The organism is Nonomuraea cypriaca (assembly GCF_015645445.1).
Taxonomy (GTDB): domain Bacteria; phylum Actinomycetota; class Actinomycetes; order Streptosporangiales; family Streptosporangiaceae; genus Nonomuraea; species Nonomuraea cypriaca.
This window is the reverse complement of the sequence record NZ_JADOGI010000199.1, coordinates 1-18,769: the sequence shown is the minus strand read 5'-3', so window position 1 is coordinate 18,769 and position 18,769 is coordinate 1. Positions and strand designations below refer to the sequence as shown.

At 72.0% G+C, this 18,769-nt stretch carries 23 protein-coding genes; 3 read left to right on the top strand and 20 right to left on the bottom strand.

Annotated elements, in window-relative coordinates; genetic code table 11:
* Positions 1-165: 165 nt before the first annotated feature.
* The 11 genes from ITP53_RS42455 to ITP53_RS42405 form a co-directional block, all read right to left on the bottom strand.
* Positions 166-1,368 (bottom strand): alpha-D-ribose 1-methylphosphonate 5-triphosphate diphosphatase, encoded by a 1,203-nt coding sequence (locus ITP53_RS42455; protein WP_195901134.1) that lies wholly within the window; start codon positions 1,366-1,368, stop codon positions 166-168.
* On the bottom strand, positions 1,365-2,120 hold the full coding sequence (locus tag ITP53_RS42450; RefSeq protein WP_195901133.1) for an ATP-binding cassette domain-containing protein: 756 nt from the start codon (positions 2,118-2,120) through the stop codon (positions 1,365-1,367). Before ITP53_RS42450 ends, ITP53_RS42455 begins: the two co-directional genes overlap by 4 nt.
* A complete protein-coding gene (locus ITP53_RS42445; protein WP_195901132.1) occupies positions 2,117-2,953 on the bottom strand; it encodes an ATP-binding cassette domain-containing protein in 837 nt (278 codons plus the stop codon). Before ITP53_RS42445 ends, ITP53_RS42450 begins: the two co-directional genes overlap by 4 nt.
* Positions 2,950-3,804: an alpha-D-ribose 1-methylphosphonate 5-phosphate C-P-lyase PhnJ gene (locus tag ITP53_RS42440; protein ID WP_195901131.1), complete on the bottom strand. Its 855-nt coding sequence runs from the start codon at positions 3,802-3,804 to the stop codon at positions 2,950-2,952. The genes ITP53_RS42445 and ITP53_RS42440 overlap by 4 nt, the downstream gene beginning before the upstream one ends.
* Positions 3,801-4,952 carry a carbon-phosphorus lyase complex subunit PhnI gene (locus ITP53_RS42435; protein WP_195901130.1) on the bottom strand — a complete coding sequence of 384 codons (1,152 nt, stop codon included), beginning with the start codon at positions 4,950-4,952 and terminating at the stop codon, positions 3,801-3,803. The genes ITP53_RS42440 and ITP53_RS42435 overlap by 4 nt, the downstream gene beginning before the upstream one ends.
* Positions 4,953-5,597: a phosphonate C-P lyase system protein PhnH gene (gene phnH, locus ITP53_RS42430; RefSeq protein WP_195901129.1), complete on the bottom strand. Its 645-nt coding sequence runs from the start codon at positions 5,595-5,597 to the stop codon at positions 4,953-4,955.
* Positions 5,594-6,034: a phosphonate C-P lyase system protein PhnG gene (phnG, locus tag ITP53_RS42425; protein ID WP_207757209.1), complete on the bottom strand. Its 441-nt coding sequence runs from the start codon at positions 6,032-6,034 to the stop codon at positions 5,594-5,596. The genes phnH and phnG overlap by 4 nt, the downstream gene beginning before the upstream one ends.
* Positions 6,031-6,750, bottom strand: a complete 720-nt coding sequence (locus tag ITP53_RS42420; RefSeq protein WP_195901128.1) for a GntR family transcriptional regulator — start codon at positions 6,748-6,750, stop codon at positions 6,031-6,033. Before ITP53_RS42420 ends, phnG begins: the two co-directional genes overlap by 4 nt.
* A gap of 71 nt (positions 6,751-6,821) precedes the next feature.
* Positions 6,822-8,471: a phosphonate ABC transporter, permease protein PhnE gene (gene phnE / locus ITP53_RS42415; protein ID WP_195901127.1), complete on the bottom strand. Its 1,650-nt coding sequence runs from the start codon at positions 8,469-8,471 to the stop codon at positions 6,822-6,824.
* Positions 8,468-9,223, bottom strand: a complete 756-nt coding sequence (gene phnC / locus ITP53_RS42410; RefSeq protein WP_195901126.1) for a phosphonate ABC transporter ATP-binding protein — start codon at positions 9,221-9,223, stop codon at positions 8,468-8,470. Before phnC ends, phnE begins: the two co-directional genes overlap by 4 nt.
* Positions 9,220-10,143, bottom strand: coding sequence for a phosphate/phosphite/phosphonate ABC transporter substrate-binding protein (locus tag ITP53_RS42405; protein ID WP_207757208.1), 924 nt, complete (start codon positions 10,141-10,143; stop codon positions 9,220-9,222). Before ITP53_RS42405 ends, phnC begins: the two co-directional genes overlap by 4 nt.
* A 218-nt stretch (positions 10,144-10,361) precedes the next feature.
* On the opposite strand from ITP53_RS42405, the gene ITP53_RS42400 reads away from it, so the two are divergent.
* From ITP53_RS42400 to ITP53_RS59750, 3 genes are all read left to right on the top strand, one after another.
* Positions 10,362-10,892, top strand: a complete 531-nt coding sequence (locus ITP53_RS42400) for an HD domain-containing protein (protein WP_195901125.1) — start codon at positions 10,362-10,364, stop codon at positions 10,890-10,892.
* Between the two features lie 125 nt (positions 10,893-11,017).
* Positions 11,018-11,872 (top strand): hypothetical protein, encoded by an 855-nt coding sequence (locus ITP53_RS42395; RefSeq protein ID WP_195901124.1) that lies wholly within the window; start codon positions 11,018-11,020, stop codon positions 11,870-11,872.
* 140 nt (positions 11,873-12,012) lie between these two features.
* Entirely contained in the window at positions 12,013-12,144 is a 132-nt protein-coding gene (locus ITP53_RS59750) for a hypothetical protein (protein ID WP_268961340.1), read from the top strand.
* 96 nt (positions 12,145-12,240) lie between these two features.
* Here the strand turns inward: ITP53_RS59750 and ITP53_RS42390 are convergent, their stop codons facing one another.
* The 9 genes from ITP53_RS42390 to ITP53_RS42350 form a co-directional block, all read right to left on the bottom strand.
* Entirely contained in the window at positions 12,241-13,728 is a 1,488-nt protein-coding gene (locus ITP53_RS42390) for a sodium/solute symporter (RefSeq protein WP_195901123.1), read from the bottom strand.
* A gap of 22 nt (positions 13,729-13,750) precedes the next feature.
* Positions 13,751-14,131 (bottom strand): hypothetical protein, encoded by a 381-nt coding sequence (locus ITP53_RS42385; RefSeq protein WP_195901122.1) that lies wholly within the window; start codon positions 14,129-14,131, stop codon positions 13,751-13,753.
* Positions 14,132-14,202: 71 nt separating this feature from the next.
* On the bottom strand, positions 14,203-14,952 hold the full coding sequence (locus ITP53_RS42380) for a LytR/AlgR family response regulator transcription factor (RefSeq protein WP_195901121.1): 750 nt from the start codon (positions 14,950-14,952) through the stop codon (positions 14,203-14,205).
* Between the two features lie 33 nt (positions 14,953-14,985).
* Complete coding sequence (locus ITP53_RS42375; RefSeq protein ID WP_195901120.1) at positions 14,986-16,164, bottom strand: sensor histidine kinase; 1,179 nt, start codon at positions 16,162-16,164, stop codon at positions 14,986-14,988.
* A gap of 22 nt (positions 16,165-16,186) precedes the next feature.
* Positions 16,187-16,591, bottom strand: coding sequence for an HIT family protein (locus ITP53_RS42370; protein ID WP_195901119.1), 405 nt, complete (start codon positions 16,589-16,591; stop codon positions 16,187-16,189).
* On the bottom strand, positions 16,581-17,282 hold the full coding sequence (locus tag ITP53_RS42365) for a DUF1838 family protein (protein ID WP_207757207.1): 702 nt from the start codon (positions 17,280-17,282) through the stop codon (positions 16,581-16,583). Before ITP53_RS42365 ends, ITP53_RS42370 begins: the two co-directional genes overlap by 11 nt.
* A 40-nt stretch (positions 17,283-17,322) precedes the next feature.
* Positions 17,323-18,018, bottom strand: coding sequence for a DUF3618 domain-containing protein (locus ITP53_RS42360; RefSeq protein WP_195901117.1), 696 nt, complete (start codon positions 18,016-18,018; stop codon positions 17,323-17,325).
* Positions 18,015-18,395 (bottom strand): phage holin family protein, encoded by a 381-nt coding sequence (locus ITP53_RS42355; RefSeq protein WP_195901116.1) that lies wholly within the window; start codon positions 18,393-18,395, stop codon positions 18,015-18,017. Before ITP53_RS42355 ends, ITP53_RS42360 begins: the two co-directional genes overlap by 4 nt.
* A gap of 64 nt (positions 18,396-18,459) precedes the next feature.
* Positions 18,460-18,624, bottom strand: coding sequence for a hypothetical protein (locus ITP53_RS42350; protein WP_195901115.1), 165 nt, complete (start codon positions 18,622-18,624; stop codon positions 18,460-18,462).
* Positions 18,625-18,769 lie beyond the last annotated feature (145 nt).

Below are 18,769 nucleotides of genomic sequence, written 5' to 3'. Positions count from 1 at the left end.
ACCCACGCCCGCCCGGCTCCGGCAGCCCGCCTCCTCGGGCTGGCGCGAAGCCGGCACCAGCCGGGCCGTTTCCGCGGTCGCCCGGCTCGGCAGGCGCGGGGCCGGGTGCCATGGGGTCGTTTCCGCGGTCAACCGGCATGCCGGGCCCCTCTCCGTGTGGTGTTCTCATCGGTTGCCTACCCCGGCGAGCAGTGCCTGGTCACCGGCCGTGACGGTCATCCGCACGGTCGGCCACCCCCGGTCCACGGTCACCACGGCCAGGTCACCCCGCTGCCCGGCGACCAGCTCGCCCCGGTCACTCAGCCCCGCGACCGCCGCGGGCCCCGAGGTGACCAGGGCGACCGCGCGCGGCAGCGGGAGGACGCCGCGATCGGCCAGCAGCAGCGCCGCCGCCAGCGGCGCGGAGGGCAGGTAGTCGCTGGAGAGCCCGTCCACCAGCCCCGCCGCCACCAGGTCGGCCGCCGCCACGTTGCCCGAGTGGGAGCCGCCGCGCAGGACGTTCGGGGCGCCGGCCACCACCCGGAGCCCGCGCTCGCGAGCCGCCCGCGCCGCCTCCTGGGTGGTGGGGAACTCGGCCACGGACACCCCGTTGGCCAGCGCCACGTCGATCTCCCCGGCGGTCACCGGGTCGTGCGCGAGCAGCCGGGCCCGCCCGAGTGCGGCCAGTTCGGCCAGCCGCCCGAGCGCGATCTCCCGGTGCCCGATGCGCGTGTCCCGCTCGGCGACCAGGGTCTCCACCCGGCGCTGAGCCTCCTCGGTGGACAGGCCCTCGGTCCCCTCCAGCCAGCGCCGGTACATGGCCGAGTCGCGGTACTGCCCCTGGCCGGGCGTGTGGTCCTCGAACGAGACCAGGGGCGGCGGCGTGGGCGTACCGGACAGGCAGGAGTCGAGGGCCGTCAGGCCGTCGGGGTCGCGGGCGTCGAGCCGGTAGAGGACGCGGTGGTCCACCAGCGCGTGCCCCGAGGCGGCGCGCTCGCGGATCGCGGCGTCCAGGCTGCGCGCCCGATCGACGGTACGCCCCTTGCGGTTGTGCGACTCGAAGGCGACCCCGTGGAACACGGTGGTCACGCCGGCCGCCCGCACCCGCCCCTCGAAGCTCGACACCCCGAACCCGACCTCGAACTCCGCCCCGGGCCGGGGCCGCAGCTCGGTCTCCAGCCCGTCGGAGTGGGTGTCGACGATGCCGGGCAGCAGCAGCGCGCCCCGCAGGTCGACCGCCTCGGCGGGCACGGAGCCGGGCCGGACGGGCCCCACGTGGGTGATCAGGCCGTGCTCGATCACGACGAGCGCGTCGTCGATGACACGATCAGGCAGTACGGCCTTGGCATGGGCGAGCACCCTCACCGGCACACTCACTGGCACACTCATCGGGCCACCTCCAGGTTCAGTTCGGAATCACGCAGTACGGCGGCGGGCGGCCCGTCGGCGGCGACTCTGCCGTCCCGCAGCACCACGACCCGGGTGGCCAGCCGTTCGATGGCGTCGAGGTCGTGGAAGACGGACAGCACGGCCACGCCGGCCTCCGTCAGGTCGGCGATCATGGACAGCACGGCCTCCCTGTTGACCGGGTCCAGCGCCGACACCGGCTCGTCGAGCAGCAGCAGCCGGGGAGGTGAGATGGTGCCGGCGGCGAGGTTCACGCGCTGCTTCTGGCCACCGGACAGGACGGTCGCGTGCATGGCCCACAGGCGTTCGTCGATGCCGAGCCTGCGCAGCGCGGCGGCCGCCGCGTCGCGGGCCGCGCCGGGATCCAGGCCCCTGGCCACGCCGGCGCGCGCCACGATGTCGAGTACGGCCCGGCGCGGCTCGGCCCGCAGGAACTGCGAGACGTACCCGAGCTCCCTGCCCCGCAGGTCGGCGACCTGGGCGTCGGGCAGCGCGGCGAGGTCCACCCGCGACCCTGACGAGGTGCGCAGCAGGATGCGGCCGGACGTCGGGACGTACGTGCGGTGGACGCACCGCAGCAGCGACGACTTGCCCGCGCCCGACGAGCCGGCGAGGGCGACGTGCTCGCCGGCGGCCACGTCGAGGTCGACGCCGTGCAGCGCGCCCACCGTACGGCCGTCGATCGTGTGCAGGGTGAACGACTTGACCAGTCCCCTGATCTCCAGAACGTTCATCCGCGCGCCGCCGCTACCAGTCGCTGGCTGTAGGGGTGCTGCGGGTCCTCGAGCAGCTGGTCGGTCAGGCCGGTCTCGACGACGCGGCCGTGTTGCATCACCATCACCCTCCTGGTCAGCATCTCGATGACGCCGAAGTCGTGGGAGACGACCACGGCGGCGACGCCGAGTCGTTCGAGCAGGTTCCTGAGCAGGTCGAGCACGCCGGCCGCGACCGAGGCGTCCAGGCCCGTGGTCGGCTCGTCGAGCAGCAGCACGGGCGGGCGGTTGGCCAGCGCCTTGGCGATCTGGACGCGTTGCCGCATGCCGCCGGAGAACGTGCGTACCGGATCGTCCATGCGGGACAGGGGCACCTCGGTCAGCTCCAGCAGTTCGGCGGCCCGGTCGCGGATGCGGCCGAAGTGCCTGCCACCGGCGGCGGTGAGCCGCTCGGCGATGTTGCCGCCCGCGCTGGTGTCCAGGTCGAGCCCGGAGGCAGGGTCCTGGTAGACCACGGACACCCGGTCGATCCGCAGCCGCCGGCGCGCGCTGTCGTCGAGCGCCAGCACGTCGGTCCTGCCGTCCTCGTACCCGCGCAGGTAGGCGCTGCCGTGGCTGGGCCGCTCGTCGCCGGCCACGCAGCGCATGACCGTCGACTTGCCGGACCCGGATTCGCCGACGATGCCCAGCGCCTCGCCGGGCTCCACCTCGAAGCCGACGTCCCAGGCGGCCACCACCGCCCCGGTCGCGGGCGAGACCGAGGTGCCGTGCTCGGGGCCGGTGCCGGGCAGTGACCGCGGTCCCTGCTCGCCGTAGACCCTGCCGAGCCCGTCCACCTTCAACGCCCAGCTCATCGATTCCCCCTGTTACGCGTGCAATAGTCCGTGTCGCTGCACACCCACGTCACGGAACCGTCCACGGCCGGCACCTCCACCAGGTACGACCCCTCCGCGCCGCAGTGGCGGCAGGCCGCACCCGGCGTGTGCTCGACCTCGAACGGGATGTCCTCGAACACCAGCGGCTCCACCTTCGTGTGCGGCGGCACCGCGTAGATCCGCTTCTCCCGTCCCGCCCCGAAGAGCGTCAGATGCTCGGCCCGGTCCAGCTTGGGCACGTCGAACCTGGGGATCGGCGTGGGCGAGATCAGGTACCGGCCGTCGACCACGCAGGGGTAGCCGGCGGTCTTGGTGACGACGCCGTTGCGTACGACGTCCTCGTACAGGCCGACCCACATGCGCGAGTAGTCGGCCTCGGCGTGCATCCTGCGCTGCTCGCGTACGTCGTGCTCGACCGCGCGCAGCGGCTCGGGCACCGGGACCTGGAGCACGAGGGTCTGGTCGGCGCGCAGCGGCGTCTCGGGGATGCGGTGCCTGGACTGGATCAGGCTCGCCAGGCGGGTGTCGGTCTCCTCCTCACAGCCGACGTGGCCGACGACCAGGCGGCGCAGGTTGGAGGCGTTCACGCCGCCGTCCTCGCCTTGGTCGATCACCTTCAGCCGGTCCTCTGGGCCGACGAGCGCCAGCGTCACCTGCAGCCCGCCTGAGCCCCAGCCGCGGGCGACCGGCATCTCGCGCGACCCGAACGGCACCTGGTAACCGGGCACGGCCACCGCGGTGAGCGCCGCGCGGCGCACCTCGCGCTTGGACAGCTCGTCGAAGATGCCCCTGGGGCCGCCGTCACCGGCCAGTTCCCGCACCGTCTTCATCGGGTCACCGCCTCCTCCATGGCGGCGCGTACCGCCCGCTTGCGGTCGAGCACCGACCGGAAGTCGACGTAGTGGGGCAGTTTGAGGTGCTCGAGGAAGCCGGACGCCTCGATGCCGTCCAGGGTCAGCAGGACCTCCTGCTCCAGGCTCGTACGGCCGCCGTCACGGTGCACCAGCAGGTCGAGGCCCGCCATGGCGATCGCCTTGCGCTCGTTGTGGCCGAAGCACATGCCGTAGCCGAGGTCGAGCCGGCTGCGGTCCTCCTCCGCGCGGTCGAGGTCGTCGATGGTCTCCACCTCGGTGACCCTGACCTCGGCCACGGTGACCGGCCGGCCGGTGAGCGGGTGAAGGACCCGCATGGGGAGCGTCCCGTGGCGTACCTCGCCGGGGAACTCGTGGTTGTGCCTGCCCGGCTGGAACGTGTGCGAATACCACAGATGCACCAGGGCGCCGGTCTCGGCGCGCGCCATCGCGGTCAGCCGCGCCGACCTGGGCACTCCCGGGCGTACGGGTGAGCGCGTGATGTCGTACGGCTCCGCGTCGCCGTCCGTGACCCTGTCGGCCAGCATGCCCATCGAACGAAGCAGGCCGAGCAGGCGCGGCGGACGCCGCGGATCATGCCCGTCGACCTGCCCGGAATCGCTTCCAGGGCCTTGCGGATGCTCGTGCCCCTGCGCGGAGTGCCCGTGCTCGGGCCCGTGGCCGTGGGACGGGGCGGGCTGGTGGAGGCGGGCCTTGGCCTGCTCCTCCGGCATGAGGTCGAGCAGCCGGCCCACGTAGTCGAGCGTGCGGCCGAGCAACTGGCTGCCCGGCGGGTTACGGAAGGCGGGCGAGATCCGGCGTGAGATCCGCAGCTCGTCGGCGTGGACCGGCTCGGAGTACGCGACCCGCGGCAGCGTCGAGCGGTGCGCCCTGATGAGCTGGGCCGCCTCCTGCACGTCACCCTCCGACTGGCGCAGCGCCCTGGCCGCCAGCTCGGGGGCCCACAGGCCGCCCTCCCCCATGATCCGGTCCACGGCCAGCCTGAGCCGCCCGGTGATCTGGTCGATGCCGAGCCAGGCGCTGGAGCCGCCGTACCGGTGGCGTTCGACGAGCTGCTCGGCGGCCAGGATGGCCTCGTGGCCGCCGCTGGCACCTGAGTACCCCATTCAGTGCTCTCCGTTCATGAGGTTGCCGGTGTCCTCTATCTCGATGCGGGTGCTGCGGGGCAGCCCGGCGACGGTCCCGTCCTGAGCGACGAGGAAGGTGTCGACACCGGCCGGGAAGGCGGCGTTCGCCTCGGCGAGGGCGGCGAACACCGCGCCGGGCAGGCCCGTGACCCGGATCCGCCGCGCGCCCGGCACACCGGGTCCGCTGAGACCGAGCACGACGCCGGCCCCCGGCGTGTCCGGCGGCTCCAGGGTCGTGACGGCGGCGATCAGGCGGGTGCCGTGCTCGGGATGCAGGGCGTCGCCGCGGGTCAGCCCGGCGATCTCGGCGGGTGACGGCGGGCGGAGCGCGACCACCATGCGGGCCGTCTCCAGCGGCGCGGGCGGCGCCGAGGTCGCCAGGTGCAGGGCGTTCGCCCAGTGCTCGTCGCCGGGACCGGTCAGCACCGACGTGGGCACCTCGACGTCGGCCAGCCCGGCGGCCACGGCGATCGCCGCCGGGCCGTCCCCGCGCCCGACGGCGCCGAGCGTCCCCGGGCGGGACAGCACGTCGAGCAGGACCCGGAAATCCGCCTGGGCCCGCGCCGCCGTGGGCGTCACCGCCCGGACGTGCGCGCCGATCCCGTGTACCGCGGTCATGGTCATGTGAGCTCCTCGAAGGCGACCCTGGTGGTGGAAACCTCGGCCCATTCGGCGGCGTCCTCGCGGGCCCGCCGTTCGGCCACGGCCGCGCACAACGCGTGTACGTCCCCGGCGGCCGGCAGCCCGGCGGCCACGGCGGCGTCCAGGAGTGCGGCGGCGAGCGTGGCCACGCGGTCGTCGCCGCCCCGCATGCTCCACCCGGCGGCCCCTGCCACCTCGACGGTGCACGAGGTGACCAGCACCTCCCCGAGGTGGAACCGTTCCTCGGCCACCGGTTCACGCACGGTGAGCATCACCATGCCGACCTCCGGCGGATGAAGCACGGTCGGCTCGCCGAGGTCGCCGGCTCCCAGCAGGCGCTCGGTGAGGGCCAGCAGTTCGTCGGGAGTGGCGGCGGCGAGCAACTCGGCGCGTTCCTCCCTGGTCATCGTGTCGATCAAGGTGTTTCCTCTTCGATCTCGAAGGTGACGTCGAGGACGTCCGGCCGCAGGTACGTCCGCGCGTACTCGACGCACGGCCCGCCCACGGCCCTGTTCACGCTCTCGGCCAGCCAGACGGGGCCTCTGCTACCGCCGGTCAGGTGCTCGGCGATGCCGGGCGGCGGCACGTCGAGGCAGATCCGGTAGCGGGAGCGGACGACGGTGAGGCCGTAGCGGCGCCGCAGGACGCGGTGCAGGGAGACCTCGTCGCCCAGCTCCCTGTCCAGGTTCAGCAGGGGTCGCCGGGGCAGGACACTGGTGGCGTACGCGGCGACCTCGCGGTTCACGCTGAACACGCGCTCGACCGTCCACACGGCCGCGCCGGTGGCCAGGCCGAGCCTGGCGCGTTCCTGCTCGACCGCGCGCCGGACGCCGCAGCTGATCAGACGCGCGCCTGGCTCGGCGCCCGCCAGGCGGACGGTCTCGCTGAACGACGGGGAGATGTGGGCGGAGATGATGTACTCCACGCGCCCGCGTCTGAAGGTGCCGACGCCCTGGACGCGGCGTACCAGCAGCCGCCGCTCCAGCTCCTGCAGGGCCGCGCGGGCGGCGGGCCTGCTGACGTGGAAGCGGTCGGCCAGCACGTGCTCACTCGGCACCTGCGCGCCCACGGGCACGTGGGCCAGCTCCGCCTCCAGGATGTCGGCCATCTCCAGGTAGCGCTGCGTGCTTGTCATGACAAGCAGCCTCTGCGGCGTTTCTGACCGGCGGGTGAACGGCGGGCGACGCCGCACGAGCGTGGAGGCCATCAGCGAAGGACGGATCTGAGCCGGGCCGAGATCGCCTCCACGACCAGGACCAGCACGAACACCGGCAACACGATCGCGGTGACCACGTCGTAGCCGAGCGCCCTGATGTGCTGGCTCAGCGCGTAGCCGAGCTCGCCGGCCCCGACGATGCCGAGGATGAAGAAGGCGCGCAGGTTGACGTCGAGCGCGTACAGGGTGGTCGCCACAAGGCGCGGCGTGAGCTGGCCGAGCACGGCGACGGTCAGCTCCTGTACGCGGCCCGCCCCTGCGGACAGCACCGCCTCGCGCGGCCCTGGGCGCAGCTCCTCCGCGTCGTCGGCGACGAGCTTGGCGACCAGGGCCGCGGTGAACACGGCCAGCGCCAGGGTGCCCGCGATCGGCCCGTCCATCAGCCCGAACGCGGCCACGAACACCAGCACGAGCAGCAGGTCGGGGATGGATCGCAGGCCCACGCAGAGGGCGCGGGCGAGCAGCCGTACCCCGTTGTTCGGGGCGACGGCCCGCGCGGCGGCCAGACCGAGCGGCACGCCGGCCAGCGTGCCGAGGAAGGTGGCGCCGAGCGCGATCGCGGCCGTCTCCAGCAGCCCGGGACCCAGCAGGTCCGCGACGGGCGCGAAGCCGGGCGGGAAGAAGTCGCCGAGCGCCCGTACAGAGCCGGCGGCCGCGTCCGCCAGCGCGGCCGGGCTCGCGCCCACCCGCCAGAACGCCACCGCGGCGAGCGCCAGCGCGCCCCATCCGGCCAGGTGCACGGCGAGCCGCCCGCGCATCCACGGCACGCGCGTCCCCCGCACGGGAGGAACGGCACCGGTACGGCCCCCGCTCAGGAGCTGCCCGCGCAGCGCCACGGACACGGCCTCGACGAGCAGCACCACGGCCACTGTGACCAGGGCGATCCCGACGGCCTCCGGGTAGTCGGTGAACCCGAACGCGGTCTTCAGATCGAGCCCGATCCCGCCCGCGCCAACCGCGCCGAGCAGGACCGAGCCGCGGAAGTTGATGTCCAGCCGGTACAGAATGGCGGCGATCCAGGCGGGCGCCACCTGCGGCAGCACACCGGCGAGCAGCCGCTGCGCGGGTCCCGCGCCGGTGCCCGCGACCGCCTCGCGCACCCCCTCGTCGGCCTGCTCGACCGCCTCGGCGAACAGCTTGCCCAGCATGCCCACCGAGTGCAGGCCGAGCGCGAGCACACCGGGCAGCGGTCCGATGCCGATCGCCGCCACGAAGAACACCGCGAACACCACGTCGGGGATGGCCCGGCAGGCGACGATCACGGCCAGCGCCGCCGATCTGACGACCTTGCCCGGCGCCGTGGTGGCCGCGGCCAGCACGCCCAGCGCGGCGGCCAGCAGGGTCGCGAGCGCGGTGCCCGCGACGGCCATCCAGAGCGTGTCGAGCACGTGCGCGAACGTCGTCGCCGGGTCCGCGAGCGTGGGCGGCCAGGCCCTGGCCAGCAGCGCGGCGACCTCGCCGAACCCGGCGACCAGCCCGCCTGGACCGACGCCGAGCCGGTCGAGCGCGAGCAGCCCGAGCGCCGCGAACACGATCGGGAACCCCCACGCCGCCGCCCGCCTGGCGCCGCGCGGCGGGCCCGGCCAGGACCGGCTCGCGGCAGGCGCCACGGGCCGCTCGTCCGTCAGGCGCGCCGTCATGGCACCGTCACGGGATCGGACAGGTAGAGCCCGCGCAGCCGTACGGCGTCGAGCAGATCGGTGGGCTCGTCCAGCTTGACCTCGCCCAGCCGCAAGCCGACGACGCGGCCCGTCCACTGCAGCGCGAGCTCGATCTGGTGCAAGGTGCACACCATGGTCAGCCCGTCCTCCCGGCACACGCGTACCAGCAGGTCCATGACGGAGGCCGCCGTCTCGGGGTCGAGTGAGGCGACGGGCTCGTCGGCCAGGACCAGTTCTGGCCGCTGCAGCAAGGCCCGCGCGATGGCGACCCGCTGCTGCTGGCCGCCCGACAGGCTGCCCGCCCGCTGGTAGGCCCGGTCGGCCAGGCCCACCCGGTCGAGGTGCTCGAACGCCTCGGAGCGTACGGCCCTCGGCCAGGTGACGACGCCGTACCGGGGGCCGCGGACGCGGCCGAGGGCGCCGCTGAGGACGTTCTCCATCACGGTGAGCCGTCCCACCAGGTTGAACTGCTGGAACACCACCCCGACCCGGCGGCGCAGCGCGCGCAGCGCGGTCCCCCTGGCCGACACCACGTCCACCCCGAGCACGCTGACCGAGCCGGAGTCCGGCCTGGTCAGCCCGTTGAGGTGGCGCAGCAGCGTGGACTTGCCCGAGCCCGAGGGCCCGAGCAGGGCGACCGTCTCGCCGCGGCGCACGGTGAGGTCGATGCCGGCGCAGGCGCGTACGCTGCCGAAGGTCTTGACGAGCCCGCGCGTCTCGACGACCGTCATGCCTTCGAGCACTGCTCGTTGTGGGTGGTCGTGCACACCTGGCGTACGGGGTCGAAGGTCGCGTCCGTCACCTGCTGGAACCCCCATATCGACGAGTCGGCCGTCACGGCGCATGCGTTCGTGTCCTTACAGATGCCGAGCTGCACCAGCCGGTCCTTGTTCGCGTCCTTCGTGAACGTCTGGGTGAGCTTGGCCTTGACGTCGGCGGGCAGCTCATCGCGCATGGCGACGGGTGACATGGGGATCGGCGCGGACTTCCACACGATCTTGACCTGGCCCGCCTTGAGCTTGCCCTTGTCGACGAGGATGTGGTCGACCATGGCGTTCTCGGCGAAGCCGGCCTCGCACTTGCCTGAGGCGACCGACAGCACCGAGTTGTCGTGGCCGCCCGCCATGACGGGGCTGACCCCCGTCTTCGGGTCGATGCCCGCGCCGATCAGGCCCTGGCTGGGGAAGAGGTAACCGGAGGTGGAGCCGGGGTCGACGAAGCAGACCTTGGCGCCCTTGAAGCCGTTGATGTCACTGATCGAGCTGTTCGCGGGGACGATGCCGTAACTCTGGTACGTCGGCTTGCCGCCCTTCTCGACCATCGACGCGATCGGCGTGATCTTCGCGCCGTTGCTCTTGGCGAGCACGTACGACAGCGGCCCGAACTCGGCCAGGTCGATCTTGCCGGACACCATGCCCTCGATGACCGCGTTGTAGTCGGTCGAGCGGACGAACTCCACCTTCCTGCCGGTGTTCTTCTCGATCAGGGCGATGACGTCCTTGTACTCGGCCGTGGGATCGATGTTCTGCTCCGCCGGCACGGCGGCGAAGCGCAGCACGCCGGCGTCTCCGGCGCTGCTGCCGTCGGCGGAGGAACAGCCCGCCGCCGCGAGCGCGCCGATCATGGCCAGGGCGGTCAGGGAACGTTTCACAGTGGGTCTCCGAGCGGGTCGGGGAAACAAGTCCGGCTCGTCACGCTGGTCGCCGACGGTGATGAGCAGGTCAGACGCGTCTGACGATGCACGAACCGGGGGGTTAACTCCCGGCGAACCCACTCGTACGTCGCCCTGCCGTCGGTGCACGTCCACGGTCCCGACACCCGTCCGTCACCCAAGCAGGCTGCATTTAACCCAGCAAAGGAGGATTTTTCATGCTTTCTCGGGACGAACTACGCGATCTGTTCGACGGCCTCGCGGGCCTGCCCTACGGCGGCGAGGTGGTCGACCAGCGTACCCACGCCCTCCAGACCGCGGCCCACGCCGCCGCGGCTGACGCGGACGACGAGTTGATCCTCGCCGCCGCCTTCCACGACATCGGCCGCGCCCGCCCGGTCGCCGCCGCGCATCGCGGAATGCCGCACGAGCAGGCGGGCGCCGCCTTCGCCCGCGACCACCTCACCGACCGCTCGGCCTGGGCCATCGAACAGCACGTGGCCGCCAAGCGCTACCTGGTCACGGTGGACCCCGCCTACCACGACACGCTCAGCCCGGTGTCGGTACGCTCCCTGCGCGCCCAGGGCGGCCCGATGTCCCGGGAAGAGGCGGCGGCCTTCGAGGCACACCCCTGGTCGCCGGACGCGATCGCCCTGCGCCAGTGGGACGACGCCGCCAAGGACCCCCAGGGCCCGGTGCTGCCCATGAACGACCTGATCGCCGCGTACGAACGGGTCATGACCGGCTGAGCTTGCTCTTAATGCGACATATCGGACGTGATACGTTAAATGGATCATTGTACCGCTGTTGTTGCATATGCCATGCAGAGAGGCAGAGTGTGCGAGCCGACGATCAGACCACTGACCGAAAGCTGATGAAGGCTGACTTCGACGACATCTACGATCGACCAGACCCGCGTGCCTACTACGACCGCCTCGGCGGTCTCGACTATGCCGTCCCCCATCACGGACAACGCGTCTTCCGCAAGGTCCTCGACGCACTCGACGTGGACACCCCGACCGTCGTGGACCTGTGCTGTTCGTACGGCATCAACGCGGCGCTGCTGAAATGCGATCTCACGCTGGACCACCTCTACGATCACTACGGCGGCGCGCGGGTGGCCGGCCTGGCGACAGAAGAGCTCGCCGACGAGGACCGCGCCTTCTACGAGACCCGCCGCCGGCGAGCCGCTCCACGGGTGATCGGGGTGGACACCGCCGCGTCCGCCGTCGAGTACGCCGTACAGGTCGGCCTGCTGGACGCGGGGGCGGCCGAGAACATGGAACAGGACGACCCGTCACCCGAGCTGGCACAGGCGGTGAGCGAGGCCGACCTCATCACGGTCACGGGCGGCATCGGTTACATCACCGACCGGTCGATCGACCGCCTGCTCGACTGCACATCCTCCGATCACCGTCCGTGGTTCGCCGCGCTGTGCCTGCGGACAGTGGACTACGGCCCGGTGGCCGACACGTTGGCCCGCCACGGCTTGGTCACGGAACAACTGGAGAACACCACCTTCCCGCAGCGGAGGTTCGCCGACGACGGGGAACGCGATTTCGCCCTGCGTGCCCTGGCCGAGCAGGGCGTCGACCCCACGGGTAAGGAGGAAGCCGGCGAGTACCACGTCAACGTGTTCCTGTCCCGCCCCAGCGAAGACGTCGCCACCGCCTCCATCGGCACCCTGCTGAACGGCGTGTCCCTAGCGGACACCACCCCGCCGCACTGACGTCCGTCTCAGCCGATCCGAACTCGCCCCGCCACCGCGCGCACGGGCGAGAATCTGGGGGCCGGCCTCCGCGGCCGGTCCCCGCCCCTCCTCCTCCGCCACAGGCCGGAGCCGGCCGCCGCCGCTTCCTCCCCGAGCTCATGAAACGCCTGCTGGCGGCGCCCGAGCTCGCCGTCCCCGCCCTGCTCGGCCTCGACGCCGACTGCCACACCGCCAGTCAGGCGCTGCAGACCCTGGGCGGCACCTGCGCGACTTCACCGCCGAAAACCTGACGTTCGTCCGCGGCGCGGTGACCGGTTTCTGCCACGACGGCGAGACCAGCCGCACCTTCCAGCGGACCAAGATCAAGGACGCGTGCCTGCCTTGGTTCACGACGAGCGCGGGCGCCAGTCGCCGCGGTCGAGGTCGAGGTCCTCCGGGGTGTGCAGCCGTACCATGGTCCTGGCCACGCCCGGCGGCACCCGGTCCGGGGTCAGGAACGACACCGACACCATCACCGCGAACGCGATCGGCACCGTCCACGCGGCCGGCTGGGCCAGCAACGCGCCCGCGAGCCCGTCGTACGGCCCGCCGGTGATCGTGGCCAGCACCGCGCCGCAGGCCAGCCCACCGCCCACGAACAGCCCGGCCAGCGCCCCGGTGGTGGTGAGCCGGCGCCACCAGATGCCGAGCACGAGCAGCGGGCAGAACGACGACGCCGCCACCGCGAACGCCAGTCCCACCACGTCCGCCACGGGCAGCGCCCTGGCCCAGAGCGCCAGGGCCAGCGGCACGGCCACCGCCATCAGCGTGGCGATCCTGAACGAGCGCACCCCGCCCTTGAGCAGGTCCTGCGCGATGACCCCCGCCACGGACACGGTCAGCCCCGAGGAGGTGGACAGGAACGCCGCGAACGCCCCCGCCGTGACCAGCGCCGTCATCAGGTCGCCGAGCGTCCCGCCGATCATCCGCGCGGGCAGCGTCAGGACGACCGTGTCCGTGCGCACCAGGTCCGGCGCGTAGAGGCGGCCGAGCCACCCGTACACGGCGGGCAGCAGATAGAACGCGCCGAGCAGCGACAGCACCACCAGCGTCGTACGGCGCGCGGCCCGCCCGTCCGGGTTGGTGTAGAAGCGCACGAGCACGTGCGGCAGCCCCATGGTGCCCAGGAACGTCGCCAGGATCAGCGAGTACGTCGAATACACCCCGTACTCCTTGCCCCCGGCCAGCGGTACCTGCCAGGTGGCCGCGTCCTGGGCGCTGACCCCCGGCGCGCCGTCGGCCTTCCACGCCATCAGCAGGAACACCAGCGGCACCGCCAGCGCCGTCAGCTTGAGCCAGTACTGGAACGCCTGCACGAACGTGATCGACCGCATGCCGCCCGACAGCACGTTGACCGCCACGACCACCGCCACCAGCAACCCGCCGACCCAGACGGGCGCGCCCGTGATCGTCCGCAGCACCAGCCCGGCGCTCTGGAACTGCGGCATCAGGTAGAGCCAGCCGATCAGCACGACCAGCACACTCGCCGTACGGCGTACGGTCATGGACTCCAGCCTGGCCTCGGCGAAGTCGGGCAGCGTGTACGCCCCCGACCGGCGCAACGGCGCCGACACGAGCACCAGCAGCACCAGATAGCCGCCGGTCCAGCCGACGGGCAGCCACAGCATGTCGACGCCGAAGGACAGGATGAGCCCCGCGATGCCCAGGAACGAGGCGGCCGACAGGTACTCGCCGCCGATCGCCGACGCGTTCCAGAGCGGGCTGACGGTGCGGGAGGCGACGTAGAAGTCCGAGGTGGTACGAGAGAACCTGATCCCGAACGCCCCGATGAGCACCGCCGCCACCACAACGACGAGAACCGCCGCCAGACTCATGGCCGAACTCCGTTCGGCGGGCTCACCGGCGTTCGACCAGTTCGGCGAAGTGGCGTTCGTTGCGTTCGGCCTGGCGGACGTAGAGCCAGGCGCCGATGACGAAGGCGGGGTAGATGAGTCCGGCGAGCACCGCCCACGGGAGCGGTACGCCGAGCAGGTGCATCTCGCGCAGCTCCGGGATGAGCAGGAACAGCAGCGGCAACCCGCCGATCACACAGGCCAGCACGGTGCAGACGAACAGGGCGAGCCGAAACTGGGTACGCAGCAGGGAGTGCATGTAGACCTCGCCGAGCCGGGTCTGCTCGTCGATCTCCCTCGTGGCCGGGTAGCGGGGCCGACGGGCCGCGGCGGTGCGCGGACTGGTCACGGCGACCCGCCGGCCGGGACGCGGCTCGGGACTCATCGCGGGCCTCCCCTTGCCGGCGCGCGGCTCAGGGCTCGGTCCTGGCCCTTCCTGGCGTCGCGGCTCGCGGCTCATTCTGGCCTGCCCTTCCTGGCGCGGCGTACCAGCAGGTCGCGCAGCTCGCGCGTGTGGCGGCGGCTGACGGGCAGTTCGATGTCGCCCACCCGCACGCTGCACTTGCCCGAGTCGATGTGCAGCTCGTCGATGTGCTTGACCGCCACCAGATGGCTCCGGTGCACGCGGACGAACCCGGCGGAAGCCCACCGTTCCTCCAGCGTGGCCAGCGGGATGCGCACCAGGTGGCTCCCGGCCGCCGTGTGCAGCCTGGCGTAGTCCCCCTGCGCCTCCACGTAGATCACGTCGGCGCTGGAGACGAACCTCGTCACCCCGCCCAGCTCGACCGGGATCGTGTCCGACTCCCCGCCCTCCACGGGCACGTCGGCCGACACGGCGACCCGCCTGATCGCCTCCGCCAGCCGTTCCGGCCGGACCGGTTTGAGCAGATAGTCCTCCGCCTTGATCTCGAACGCGTCCACCGCGTGCTCCTCGTACGCCGTCACGAAGACGACCCGCGGCGGGTTGGCGAACTGCGACAACAGCCGTCCGAGCACCACCCCGTCCAGCCCGCGCATGCGGATGTCGAGGAAGACGGCGTCGATGGGCCGCCCCTCGGCGATGGCCCGGTCGAGCAGCCGCAGCGCCGCGGCGCCGTCCCGAGCGGTGGCCACCTCGCCGATGCGGGGATCGGCGCGGAGCAGGTACGACAGGTCTTCGAGCGCGGGCAACTCATCATCGACTGCGAGGACCCGGAGTTGTGCCATAGACAGTGATAAAACAGACAACAAAGATCGAGGTCAACGGGCTGAGACGCCTGGGTGATATTTCGGCAACCTGATGTTGACCTTCGTGCCCGCGCCGGCGCCGGTTTCGACGACGAGACCGTACTCGTCGCCGTACACCTGGCGCAGTCGCTCGTCCACGTTGGCCAGCCCGACGCCGCCGGCGGAGGCGATGTCACCGGCGAGGATGCGGCGCAACCGGTCGGGGTCCATGCCGAGGCCGTCGTCCTCGACGCTGATGCGGCATTCGGCCCCGGCGTCCTCGGCGACGATCGTGATGCGGCCGATGCCGTTGCGGCTCTCCAGACCGTGGCGTACGGCGTTCTCGACCAGCGGTTGCAGGCACAGGAACGGCACCGCGACCGGCAGCACCTCCGGCGCGATGCGCAGCGTGACCTGGAGCTGGTCGCCGAACCTGGCCCGCTCCAGGATCAGGTAGCGGTCGATGGAGCGCAGCTCCTCGGCCAGCGTGGTGAACTCCCCGTGCCTGCGGAAGGAGTAGCGGGTGAAGTCGGCGAACTCCAGCAGCAGCTCCCTGGCCCGCTCGGGGTCGGTGCGGACGAAGGAGGCGATCGTGGTGAGCGAGTTGTAGATGAAGTGCGGCGAGATCTGTGCCCGCAGCGCACGCACCTCGGCCTCCATGAGCAGCGTGCGCGAGCGGTCCAGCTCGGCCAGCTCAAGCTGCGAGTCCACCCACCCGGCCACCTCCTGGGCGGCCCGGACGAGCCCGGCCGAGGCGTTCTGCCCGTACGCGGCCAGCGCGCCGACCACGCGGTCGTCGGTGGTGAGCGGCACGACCACGGCGTGCCTGACCGGGCATTCGAGCAGGTCGCACTCGATGGTCAGCACCTGGGTCCTGCCGTCCTTCAGCGTCGCCGCGGCGTGGTCGTAGGCCTGGGCGGCGTGGTGGTCGCCGGCGCCGTCGTACACGAGCAGCCGCTCGCCGTCGGTGATCGCCAGCGCGGCGGAGCCGAGCAGGGTGCGCAGGTGCCGCGAGGCGCGCTCGGCGCCGTCGGCGGTCAGCCCGGCCCGCAGCGGCGGCCCGGCCAGCGAGGCGGTGTGCAGGGTCTCGAACGTGGCCCGCTCCGCCGGGCTGGTGCCGAGCTCGCGGCGGCCGCGCATGACCCGCCACAACACGACCGAGGGCACGATCACCAGCACGGCCACCACGACGACCCCGACCAGGTATTCCACGCGGCCAGAGCCTAGTACGCCCCTACAGGGCTTTGGCGATCATGGCGGCGTAGGACTCGGCCTCCTCGGTGGAGGAGTATGTGGTGCGCGGCCAGAAGAAGCCGCGCAGCCCATCCTTCTTGTTGCGCGGCACCACGTGCACGTGCAGGTGCGCGACGCTCTGGCTGACGCGGTTGTTCATGGCCACGAACGTGCCGGCCGCCTCCAGGCCCTCCTCCACTGCCCTGGCCATGGCCTGGACCCGCTCGAAGAAGGGCCCGACGTCGGCCAGGTCGGCGAGGGTCTCGACGTGCACCCGGGGCACGACCAGCACGTGTCCCTTGAAGACCGGCCTGGCGTCGAGGAAGGAGACGGCCACCTCGTCGGAGTGCACCACGTGGGCGGGCCGATCACCGGCGATGATCTCGCAGAACAGGTCAGTGCTCATCGGCGAAGGCCGTCCAGCTCGTCATGTTGGGCCCGGACCATTCGGCGGGAGCGTGCATGAACCGCTCCCCCACGCGCTCGCGCAGCCGCTCAGGCACCTCGGCCACCTTGGCGCCGCGGCAGTGGTAGACCAGTCCGCCGCCGCGCTGCCCCATCGCCATCCACGGCAGCCACGGCGACACCCGGCACCACGAGAACACGCACGGCACGTCGGCCGCCCCCGACTCCAGGTCCGCGGCCGAGACGAAGAACTGGAACAGCTCCAGCGCACGGTAGGTGTCGCTCGCCGAGTTGTCGGGATATTCGGCGACCTTCAGCGGAGAGGGGTAGGCCAGCCGGACGTCGACGTTGTAGACGACCTGGCCGCCGAGCCGCGTCTCGGGCACGGGATAGGCGCCGAGCCGCTGGTTGACGGGGTCGTTGAAGACGTGCCGCACCTCGACCCTGCGCCCGGTGAACGGGTTGTCCCACGAGTCGAGCACCTGCCGGCTCTCCGGGTCGAGGTAGAGCGCGGCCTCCCTGGTCAGCAGCTGCCGGCCGCCGTCGGCCTCGACCGCCCTGGCCACGTTGAGCCCCTCGAACCCGAACAGGTGACGCGGGCCGTCGTCGTCCTGCCAGGAGTAGACGTCGCCGGTCCAGTAGGAGATCGTCTCGGCGCCGTCGGCGGCGGCGCGTACCCGGATGAAGTCCACGATGGGCAAGCCTAGCCCGCTCCGCCCGTCGCGCGGGGTGTCACTTGCGCTTGCCGCGCCTCATGACGCGGCGTACGACGAACGCGATCACGGCGCCGGCGGCCGCGATGAGCAGCATCGGCCGCTTCCTGGCCGGCGCGGGCGCGCTGTCGCGGACCTTGCCCGCCCTCTTCTTCACGGTCCCGGCCGCGTGGGCCGCCTTCTCCTTGGCCGTCCCGGCCGCGTGGGCCGCCCTGTCCTTGGCCGTCCCGGCCGCGTGGGCCGCCCTGTCCTTGGCCGTCCCGGCCGCGTGGGCCGCCTTGTCCTTGGCGGTCTCCGCCGCGTGGCTCGCCCGCGCCTTCACGTCGGCCTTGCCCGCCAGCGCCGAGACGGTGTCGCCGAGCTCTCTTCTGCGTTCCTTGATGTCCTTACGCACGTCGTCCACTTCCTCGTGGTCCTGCCCGCGCTCGTAGTCCTGCCCGCGCGCGTGCTCCTGCCCGCGCGCCCCTGTCAACGACTCCTCTTCGGTACGCAGGCTCTCCGCGGCCTCGGATCGTTCGTCTGGAACGGGGGTCTCTGGGATGAATGTCTCGTGTTCCTCACGGGCGGCCGCCGCCCGGCGGGCGTTCTCGGCGGCGCCGGGTCTCGTCGGCGGCACGTTGACGGACTCGTGTTCCGTCGGCGTGCCCACGGTGGCTCGGTGGGCGCCCAGGTCTCCAGCGTGTTGCTCGCTGTACGAGGGGTCGGTCTCGCTCATCGCCGTGCTTTCTCCTTGACCATGTCGATATCGGCCTTGACGCTCGCGATGGTCTCCGCGGGGACCGGCGGCGCGGCTCGTTTCACCTCTTTCTTGCCGATCAGGCCGAGCAGGGCGGCGGCGATGAAGAAGACTCCCGCGACGATGGCGGCGGCCGCCCAGCCGGGCATGACCAGAGCGAGGAGCAGAACGACGGCGGCCGTCAGCACGGCCCCGCCGAAGAACGCGGCCATCCCGGCCGCACCGAACAGGCCCGCGCCGAATCCCGCGCGCTTGCCCTTCTCCGTGAGTTCCAGCCTGGCGAGGCGAAGCTCGTCCTTGACGAGCCTGGAGACCTGCTCGGAGAGATCGTTGACCAGCTTGTGGGTCTCGTTCACGACGTTCGCCTCCTCCGCTGAGGAAGGCGACTACCCAGGCAAACGGCCTTCTATCACTGGCTTGTTACCGCTTGGCGGCCTTGAACAGGATCCTCAGAACCGACAGCACCGGGTCTTTCTGTACGTCACACCAGTTGTCCGGTTGCTTCGGCTTGCTCCACGGCGACGGGAGCTCGCACGAGGGAGCCTGCGGCTTGGGCCGCTCACACCACGATCCGGGAGGATTCATACCTTCAGTCTACTCCGCCGAGGCCGCCCGGACCTGATCTCCCGCCATCGGAGGTAACCTGCCGTGGTGCTGGTACACGGGGTATGGGCAGGCGACGCCGCCGGGGGCGGACTCGCGTTCTGGGCGGAGAACGACACCCCCGACC